Origin of the sequence: Ruminococcus sp. XPD3002, assembly GCA_900119535.1 — a bacterium.
GTDB classification, from domain to species: domain Bacteria; phylum Bacillota; class Clostridia; order Oscillospirales; family Ruminococcaceae; genus Ruminococcus; species Ruminococcus flavefaciens_H.
Window position 1 is genome coordinate 46,055 of sequence record FPJT01000015.1, and the last position, 9,923, is coordinate 55,977.

At 50.4% G+C, this 9,923-nt stretch carries 7 protein-coding genes and 1 pseudogene; 7 read left to right on the forward strand and 1 reads right to left on the reverse strand.

The genetic code is table 11. The features are described 5' to 3' along the window. Window positions 1-20: 20 nt before the first annotated feature. Window positions 21-2,456, reverse strand: a complete 2,436-nt coding sequence (locus BT127_RS12735) for a clostripain-related cysteine peptidase (RefSeq protein WP_075425363.1) — start codon at window positions 2,454-2,456, stop codon at window positions 21-23. Window positions 2,457-3,114: 658 nt separating this feature from the next. Here BT127_RS12735 and BT127_RS12740 point away from each other — a divergent pair. From BT127_RS12740 to BT127_RS16895, 7 genes and pseudogenes are all read left to right on the forward strand, one after another. Then, window positions 3,115-3,966, forward strand: a complete 852-nt coding sequence (locus BT127_RS12740; RefSeq protein ID WP_318257251.1) for a mechanosensitive ion channel family protein — start codon at window positions 3,115-3,117, stop codon at window positions 3,964-3,966. Window positions 3,967-3,991: 25 nt separating this feature from the next. Beyond that, window positions 3,992-5,233, forward strand: a complete 1,242-nt coding sequence (locus BT127_RS12745; protein WP_075425364.1) for an aminoacetone oxidase family FAD-binding enzyme — start codon at window positions 3,992-3,994, stop codon at window positions 5,231-5,233. Further along, entirely contained in the window at window positions 5,230-6,825 is a 1,596-nt protein-coding gene (locus tag BT127_RS12750) for an NAD(P)/FAD-dependent oxidoreductase (RefSeq protein ID WP_075425365.1), read from the forward strand. The genes BT127_RS12745 and BT127_RS12750 overlap by 4 nt, the downstream gene beginning before the upstream one ends. Window positions 6,826-6,857: 32 nt before the next feature. After that, window positions 6,858-7,997, forward strand: coding sequence for a hypothetical protein (locus tag BT127_RS12755; protein ID WP_075425366.1), 1,140 nt, complete (start codon window positions 6,858-6,860; stop codon window positions 7,995-7,997). A gap of 4 nt (window positions 7,998-8,001) precedes the next feature. After that, a complete protein-coding gene (locus BT127_RS12760; RefSeq protein ID WP_075425367.1) occupies window positions 8,002-8,277 on the forward strand; it encodes a hypothetical protein in 276 nt (91 codons plus the stop codon). After that, on the forward strand, window positions 8,277-9,140 hold the full coding sequence (rsmA, locus tag BT127_RS12765) for a 16S rRNA (adenine(1518)-N(6)/adenine(1519)-N(6))-dimethyltransferase RsmA (protein WP_075425368.1): 864 nt from the start codon (window positions 8,277-8,279) through the stop codon (window positions 9,138-9,140). The genes BT127_RS12760 and rsmA overlap by 1 nt, the downstream gene beginning before the upstream one ends. Before the next feature lie 261 nt (window positions 9,141-9,401). Further along, a pseudogene (locus BT127_RS16895) lies at window positions 9,402-9,923 on the forward strand (hypothetical protein); the annotation flags it as partial.

Here is a 9,923-nt window from a genome sequence, read left to right on the forward strand (position 1 = left end):
AGCAATATGATATATTTTTCTTATTTAACTATAGCCTCTGTCCAGTACTCCTGATTGTAGATATCTGTGAAGCAGTACATTATCTTGATATTGCCGTCGCCGACGTCCGTATTGCTGATGCGCATATTGTCGGAAACAGTAAGTGTATCGCCGAGGATGTAGCTGTCCTGATACTCGCCGTCGTAGGTGTAGTAATCGCAGATGAAGTCCAGCTTATCGCCGTTTTCGAGCTCTGTCATGCTCTTTGCAACGGTATCTGTCTCGCCGCCGATATAGTCGGTTGTAGCGCCTGCGATATAGCCCTTGGGGTTGTCCTGATCGAATACGAGGATGAGGTTTACTCTCTCTCCGTTAAGGAGTGCGGGAACGTAGCCCGAGATAGTATAGTCGTCGCCGTTCTCCATTGTATCTGTGTGGTAGTAAGCCACGGGCTGACCGTTAATGGAGATCCAGTTCTTTGCGGTATCTGCAATGAGGTTTCCGTCGTCATCGAAGGTGTATACGTTATCGAGTCCGAGGTCCACATAGCCTGCGCCGTCATCGTAGAACATGTTGAGGTCGAGGGTATGAACGAGTCCCCACTGTTCCTCGGGGAGGGACATCTTGTACTCGCCGTTCTCTTCGTTCCAAACGAGGTTTGTAGGATCGAAGTAGTTCATTGAGATGTAGTCTGCAGCATCGTCGTTTGAAATAGCGCTGTCGGACATGAAGTCTGTGTTGGAGCTGTCAAGGCCTGCGATAGAACGTCCCGAAGTGCCGCCGCCGAGGAATGCACCGAGGAGTGAACCTATCATATCAGCGCTTCCGCCCGAAGCAGCCGATGAACCGCCGAAAGCACTTCCCAGATCGAGGAGTGAGCCCAGGGGCGAACCTGTACCGCCTGCGGAGATCTGTCCGCTTGTTTCAAGCTTTGCGAACTGTCTGATGCACTTTGAGTAAGCCGAATCCATACCTATCTGATCGTAGGTGCTGCATGCGGTATCAACGTAGGAAGTACGCTGATATGGGAAATAGATCGAAACGCCGTAAGCGTTGGTCATGTTTGATGAGGTGCGGTTGTACTTTACAGCGCTCTTGATAGCGGATGAAAGCTGGAAGCCTGCCTCTGTATTTGTATTTTCGGCAAGATTTACGAGATCGACCTGATCGATGCGTGAGCTCTGAGCGAACTCTCTTGCGCCGTATCTTGCGTCGGAAATGGTCTGATAGTTGTTTGAAGCTATCTGCTGGCTCACGCTGTTTGCGAAAGCGTTGAGCTTTGAAGGAACTGTATTTGCGAATTCAGCAAGGTCGATAACGGAAAGAGTTGTCTTCTGACCTCTGCACTTTGTTGCACAGGTAGTAACGAAGTCGTCAACGATGTTCTTGCCGATCTCTGTTGTAGGCATGGAAGTGTTGCTGCCGAGCTTGGTGAGCCAGTTTGTGTAGTACCAGCCGACGCCGGGTTCAGTCTCTTCAGATGCGATCATATAGTCCGCATAATCGTCGAGCATGAGGGCAGTTTCGGCAGTAGCCATAAGGCAGGCATCGAAGCCGATGAAATCGAACTTAACTCCGCCGCTCTTAAGTGCCTTGCTGATGCCTGCAAGGTCCATAGAACCTGCCGACTTGTTCTTCTCGTCGTAGCCGTAGCCGCTGACTGATCCGCCGCCGTGATCCCAGAGGATGAGTTCGTTTCTGTTTGCGGGGAAGTTCTGAGCGCAGTACTGGATGAACGAAGCAAGGTTTGAAGGATCCGTCATAGGCTTGTTTCCTGCGTTTGAGGAAAGCTGACGGAGTCCGCCCTGAGTTACCTGATAGATCTGATTTTCCCTGTTGCTGATGCCGCTTGTTTTCCACTGGCTGCATCCGCCTGTGAATACGATTATGTTAACGTTGTCGCCGTACTTTGCCTGAGCCATTTCCTGCATATCCGATGAAGCCATGCCGTACTTTGATTCAAGGTCGGTACCGCACATATATACCATTATAGTAACAGTATCCTCATTGTTGCCCTTGATGACGGTTCTCTTTGCGCGTGAACCTGCTGCAACATTGTTATCGACTGTGGATTCTGATGCAGCGATATTTCCGCCTGAGACAGTGTCCTCATTGCTGAATGAGAAGCCCTCGGGGACGGAACCCACATCGCCGAGAAGTGTACCTGCGATATCTCCGAGACCGAGTCCGCCCGAAGAACCGCTTCCGCCTGTAAGACCGCCGAGGTCGATACCGCCTCCGCCGCTTCCTCCAAGGAGTTTCGGAAGGAAGATAACTGCAAGTATTATCAGAAGCAGACCGCCTCCGCCGCCTGCAGCAGCACGTTTTGCGCCGCCTCCGCCTGAGGGACGCCTGCCCGAATAATCATGTGAACCGACTTTGCCTGTGCCGAGTCCTTCTTCTCTTTTATGAACACCGCTTCCGCCTGTAGTTACGTCTTTTTCTCTTGCGCGAGGTCTTTTCTGATTCTGATCCATAATACTCCTCCGTTTTTACATAGTTTATGGGTGCGCAGAACGATCTGAACGCACTTATACAAATACATTTTACACTATTCGTCATAAATTGTCAAGAAAAAAGCTTTTCAGAACTCAGAAATCAGAAATCAGTGCGCAGAAATCAGAAAGCAGTAGGGGCGCTTTCCGAGCGCCCTCAAATAACTGTATAATTATGACGAAACGATCGTAGGGGCTGCCTTTGGCAGCCCGCATAATCCAATAATTCGGTTACCAATAACGGACCGCCAAAGGCGGTCCCTACATGGTATCAGGGGACGGTTAATTGTACGTATTCCAATGGGCGAGCGGAACTCGCCCCTACATCAACCAACGAAAAAAACGATCGTAGGGACGGCGATCCGCCGTCCGTTATCATCAGTATTTGCATTATACGATGCGGACGCCCAATGGTCGTCCCTACAATTAAATACATCAGATACTGCAATTACATATTACGGATTGAAAAGGGTGGAATATAAGAAAAATCAACTCATTCTGCGGAAAAATCGCTGTTAAGGTTGACTAAATGATATATATTTGATATAATTAATGTGTACTCAATAACCGACATCAGGCGGTCATTGTCCCGAACTATGTTCGGGGAACGCAAATTCTGAAAAATTAGGAGCTGATTGATTTGGATGCTACCGATACAGGAGCTATACAGGAACAGGTAGGAAAGGCTGCGGATTTCTTCAGCGATGCAGGGGATTACCTGCGCGATGCGCTTCCGCTGCTGCTTCTTGCACTTGTTGTTTTCGTGGTCGGCGTGTTTGTTTCAAAGCTTGTTTCAAGGATGTTCGCACGTACCCTTAAGCGCTCAAAACTGGATAATGCGGCAGCAGGTTTCCTTGCTTCGGTCGTAAGGATAGTACTGTATGCAGTAGTGCTTATCATGGCGCTGTCTGTGCTTAAAGTGCCCATGTCCTCGGTCATAACGATACTCGGCGCAGCAGGACTTGCAGTCAGCCTTGCGCTCCAGAACTGCCTTGCCAATCTCTGCGGAGGCTTCATAATCCTCTTTTCCAAGCCATTTTCATCGGGAGATACGGTTGAACTGGACGGAACCGTGGGCAAGGTCGAAAAGATAAGCATACTCTATACCAAGATAGTGACATTCGATAACAAGGCGGTATTCATCCCTAACGGCAAGGTCTCGGAGGGAAAGATAATCAACTATACCGAGAGTCCCACAAGACGTATCGACCTGACCTTCAATATCGCATATTCTGCGGACTTCGACAAGGCATGCCGTGTTATCAACGAGCTGTTGACCGCCAATAAAAAGATACTCGTTTCCCCTTCGCCCATAGTACGCATGAGCGACCACAAGGAAAGCTCGGTCAGCATCGACGTCCTTGTGTGGGTGAACAACGATGACTATTTCAGCGCAAGATACGACCTCATCGAAGGCGTCAAGAGGACATTCGACGAAAACGGCATAAAGATACCCTACAATCAGCTTGACGTTCACATAATAGATAAATGAGAGATATCCCCTAAGGAGAGACAAGATGTATACAGATATAGCAGTCATAGGCGGCGGAGCATCGGGCTATGCCGCAGCTATAGCCGCAAAGGAGAAGGCTCCCTCTGCGTCGGTGACTATATACGAGAGACTCGATAAAACAGGCAGAAAGATAATAGCCTCGGGCAACGGAAAATGCAACCTCAGCAATGTGGATATAACTGCCGCAAACTATCACGGTTCATTCGATGTTATGGAGATACTGGGAAAGACTCCCGACTGTAAAAGCTTCTTCACGGATAAGCTTGGAGTTATGCTTTCGGTTGGCAGCGAGGGACGTACAGGCGGCGTTTACCCGAGAAGCAACAGCTCCGCAACTGTACTGAACGCCCTGCGTATCAAGGCGGCTGAGCTCGGCATAGAGGAGGTCTGCGGCTGCATGGTGACGGGACTTTCTCCCGTTAAGAACGGATTTCAGCTTGAAACCTCAACAGGCAGGGTGACTGCATCGAGAGTCATCGCAGCAGCAGGCGGATATGCAGGTCCCTCTTTCGGTACGGACGGTTCATTCCTCCGCATACTCAAGGACATGGGACTGCGTACAGCGAAGATATGCCCTGCGGTGGGACCTCTGAAAGTCGGTGCGGACAGACTGAAAGGACTTAAGGGAGTCCGCATAAAAGGCAGTATATCGGCAGTTTCAGAGGGCAGGACTCTCCGCACGGAACAGGGCGAGATACAGTTCAACGAGAACACCATATCGGGTATATGCGTTTTCAACCTCGCTTACCTGTTTCAGGAATACGAGGGGAAACTGGAGCTTTCGGCTGACCTGCTTCCCGATCTTTCCGAGGCGGAAATTGCGGACATCCTCTTCACTGCACGAAGAAACCGCAAAGAGCTTCCTGCGTATGAGATACTTACAGGTATATTCGTGAAGAATCTTGCGGTATACCTCATAAAGAACGTGCTGGGACGTTCTCCCGATGAAAAGGCGGAGAACATCGGCGGCAAGGAGATAAAACAGCTTGCTTCGGCAATTAAGGGACTTGTCTTCCCCATAACGGGATGCGCTGCATGGCAGAATGCACAGGTGACCTGCGGAGGCATACACCGAAGCTGTGTGGACGATAAACTCTGCTCCACGGCTTACAGGGGACTCTACCTCTGCGGCGAGATACTGGACGTTGCAGGCGACTGCGGCGGATACAATCTTCAGTGGGCGTGGTCCTCGGGCATATGGGCAGGCATGAACTGTGCCGAGTCACTGAAAGGCGGCAGGAAATGATAAGGATAAACAACATCAGAGTACCTCTGGATTTCGATTTTTCGGGACTTAAAGACTTCTGCACCCGAAAGCTTGGCATACCTGCGGGACAGCTTAAAACTGCACGGCTCTCAAAGCGTTCCGTGGACGCAAGAAAGAAAAACGATGTGCATTTCATCATTTCCGTGGATATTTCCGCAAAGGGCGAGGAGAAGATACTCCGCACCAACAAAAACGCCGTCAGGGTAGAGAAGTACGAATACAGCGTACCTGATTTCAGCGGCAGCAAACGTCCCGTTATCGTGGGATTCGGACCTGCGGGCATGTTTGCGGCACTGGTGCTGTCTATGGCAGGCGCTTCGCCTCTGGTCCTTGAACGTGGCGGCGACGTGGACAGCCGTGTAAAGGCAGTTGAGGAGTTCCGGTCGGGCGGCAGGCTCGATACCGAGTGCAATGTGCAGTTCGGCGAGGGCGGCGCAGGTACCTTCTCGGACGGTAAGCTCACTACGGGCGTAAAGGACAGGCGCATAAGGTGGATATTTGAAAAGCTTGTGGAATTCGGCGCTCCCGACGAGATACTGTGGCAGGCAAAGCCACACATCGGTACGGACAGGCTCCGTGAGACAGTAAGGAACCTCCGCTTGAAGGTGGAGGAGCTTGGCGGAGAAGTACGTTTCAGGTCGAGATTCTGCGGATATGAAACAAAGGACGGCGGACTGGTTTCGGTGCTCTACGAGGACGGATCGGGAGTTCACACCGTTGAAACGGACAGCGTGATACTTGCAACGGGACACAGTGCAAGGGACGTTTTTCAGCTTCTCTATGAAAAGGGCGAGACTCTTACCCAGAAGAATTTTGCGGTGGGAGTTCGCATAGAGCATCTGCGAACCGACATAGACAAGGCGATGTACGGCAGGTTTTCCGGACATCCTGCACTGAAAGCCGCTGACTATAAATTCGTTGCACACCTTCCCAACGGCAGGACGCTTTACACCTTCTGCATGTGTCCCGGAGGCGAGGTGGTAGCGGCTTCCTCTGAGGAGGGCAGGCTCGCAGTTAACGGCATGAGCTGTTTTGCCCGTGATGCGGAGAATTCCAACAGCGCACTGCTGGTGAACATAGATACATCGGACTACGGAAGTGAGCATCCCCTTGCAGGAATGTACTTCCAGAGAGAGCTTGAAGAAAAGGCGTTCATCGCAGGGGGAAGCGACTACAGCGCACCTTGTTCGACAGTGGGCGAGTTCATGGACGGCAGGCTCTCCGACGCAAAGGGCAGGGTATCGCCCTCCTACAGACCGAAGATAAAGAAAGCACTTCCCCAGGAATATCTCCCTGATTTCGTGTGCGAGTCACTGAGGCTCGGCATCACGGAAATGGGCAGGAAAACAAAGGGATTCGATGACAGGGAAGCCCTCCTGACAGGCATCGAGAGCCGAAGCAGCTCTCCCGTAAGGATAAACCGCGGCGAGGACCTGCAATCCTGTTCCCTTAAGGGACTTTTCCCCTGTGGAGAGGGCGCAGGCTATGCAGGGGGCATAGTTTCCGCAGCTGTTGACGGCATGAAGTGCGCCGAGGCAGTCTGCGGACAAATAGCAGACAGAAAGGCATGATCATAAAGTAAGAACAAATTAAGGAGAAAGCTATGAAGATAGTTTATATTTCGGACAACAAGCTCTTCCTTTGCAGCGACGGCAAAATAAAGGAGCTTAACAGTGAAAAGGCTTCGCAGTACAGAGAGAACATGATCCAGATAAACCACAGGAACGAGTGGAAACACAGCGGTACAGGTGCGAAGTTCACGGGCGCCTACAGACCGACACCCTCCGATGATGCGGTGCTCGTAAGGATAAACGGCATAGCAAAGAACGATACGGGCATCATCTATTCGGCGGACCTCGGCGGAATGGGCGGTATCTACGGAAAGAACGTAACATCGGACAAAGCTCCCGAGGATCACATCTTCGCAAGCATGGATATGAGTATCGGCGAAATAGATATCAAGGACGGCAGGATAGCCGCTATTGCCGACGGACACCTTGCGGTGCTTGAAAAGGACGGCAGCTTCAGGGAGATAATCGACGGCGATACCTGCGAGAGTGATCCTTTCTGGTCCGCGACGGACGGCAGGATATTCTGTTCAAGCGCAGGATACGCAAGGGACTCCGTTGGAATGGTGGCAGCCGAAGCTCCGAGAAGCATCCTCTCCATAGACCTCGATGCAGGTGAGATGGACGAGCTGTACAGCGATGAAAAATCGGACCTTTTAAAGCCGAAGAACGACAGCAGCGGCAGCTTCTACTATATAAGACAGCCCTACAAGCAGCAGGGCCCCGAAAAAGAACCCCTCTGGAAGGATATACTGCTTTTCCCATTCAGACTGCTGAAAGCTATACTGGGATTCCTCAACGCCTTCAGCGTACTCTTTGGCGGAAGCTCCCTGAGAGGCGGCAATCCGCAGAACGGTGACATAAAGTCGAAGCAGCGCTCAGAGAGAGACATCTATTTCGAGGGCAGACTCATCGAAGCGGAGAAAAATGAAAAGGAGAACGCTGCGGCAGGTGACAAGAATCCCGGTATTATCTCACGGAGCAGAGTTCTTGTGAAAGTGGATGCGGACGGTAAAGAAACTGTTATTAAAAAGGGCGTACTGGATTACGCTTTGCTTGATGACGGCAGCATCATCTGCTCAAACGGTTCGCAGCTCATACATATATCAGAAGGTAATGAAAATGTGATAGCAAAGGCAAAGCTTGCACACAGCATTTGCGAAGTAAAGGAGTGATCTTATGAAAATCAACGTTATCGGCGGAGAAATGAGCACACGGGAGATCGATGAGTATATCGACTACGGAAGAAAAAAATACGTCGGAAGACAGATCTGCGGACTCGATATCACTATCGACGGTGAATTCGTTGACCTGAAATTCTATTTCAAGGACGCTGATTTTCAGCACGCCTACCGTTCAGCGGACTATCTGGTCAACACAATGGAAAAGCTTAACGACGCAAAACAGAAAGAATTTGCCGATAAACAGCGTCACGGCGTCAAGGAGAGCGTATAATGGAGCTTACAAACATTGGCACGGTCAGGGACATACTCGGAAGACACGGTTTCAATTTTTCAAAGGGACTTGGTCAGAATTTCATAATCAATCCCGATATCTGCCCTAAAATAGCGGAAAACGGCAATGCTAAAAAGGGCTACGGAGTGCTGGAGATAGGTACGGGAATAGGAGTTCTGACAAAGGAACTCGCTCTCCGTGCGGACAGGGTAGCTGCGGTTGAGATAGACACGAGACTGCTTCCCATACTGGATGAGACTCTTGCGGACTTCGACAACGTTAAGATATACAACGAGGATGTCATGAAAGCGGACCTTCGTGGCATCATAGAGAAGGAATTTGCGGGACTCCGCTGTGCGGTATGTGCGAATCTGCCCTACTACATCACTTCTCCCGTGATAATGCTTCTGCTGGAGAGCAGACTTCCTATCGACTCCATAACGGTAATGGTGCAGAAGGAAGCGGCACAGCGTCTATGTGCGGCTGTTGGTACGAGAGAATCGGGAGCAATAACCGTCGGAGTCAACTATTACGGTACCGTAAAGCAGCTTTTCGGCGTATCAAGGGGCAGCTTCATGCCTTCACCGAATGTTGATTCGGCAGTTATCCGCATTGACCTGAACAAGAAAAGTGAGCTTACGGAAGAACAGGAGAAGTTCTTTTTCCGCGTAGTCAAGGCAGGCTTCTCACAGCGCCGCAAGACTATGGCGAACTCGATAGCGTCCCTCATGGGTATCGGTAAATCGGCGGTTTACAGCGTACTCTCCGAACTGGGACTTCCCGAAGCCGCAAGGATAGAACAGCTCAGCATGGAGCAGCTGATGAAGTTTTCCGTCATGCTGATGGAGCAGACAAAAGAATAAGTCGGACTCATATCCGTATCATTGATGCAGCCACGAAAAGCGGCTGCATTTTTTTGTGTTGTGCAAAATGAACAAATTGTGAAAATTCCACGTTCGGAAAATAAAGGTTTTCGGCTTGCAGGACGGCGATTCAATTGACGTTTTATACAAAATGCCAAAAATGCTCCTGCGATTTGTTGATTTTTTACTAAAGATGTGATACAATTATATTAGCATAATTTGCACTTTTAACGTATCGTATCCACCCGGGGTGATCAAGAAATGGAAGATTTCAAATGCAGAAACGGACATTACTATGATGCTGATATATACAGCAGCTGTCCTATCTGTGCAAAAGCGGAGAGATCTGCTAAGCAAGATAATAAAACAGTTTCGGGAAAAACTGTCCTGAAGAAGCGTAAAGGGATAAAGGCAAGAGTTGTCAGACTTAAGGCGGCACCGGAAAAGGCGGAACTGCCGAGTTTACAGCCGCTTATGGAGGATCTGACCGCCGAGGAGAAGCCTGTGGAGAAAACTGCGCCCAAGTCCGAACCGAAGCCGCAGCCTAAGCAGGAAAGCAAGCCTGCGGAAAAGACTGTCCCCAAGTCCGAACAGAAGCCGCAGTCCAAGCAGGAAAACAAGCCTGCGGAAAATACTGCGCCCAAGTCCGAGCAGAAGCCGCAGTCCAAGCAGGAAAACAAGCCTGCGGAAAAGACTGCGCCCAAGTCCGAACCGAAACCGCAGTCCAAGCAAGAGGCAAAGCCTGCGGAGAAGACTGCGCCCAAGTCCGAACCGAAACAGCAG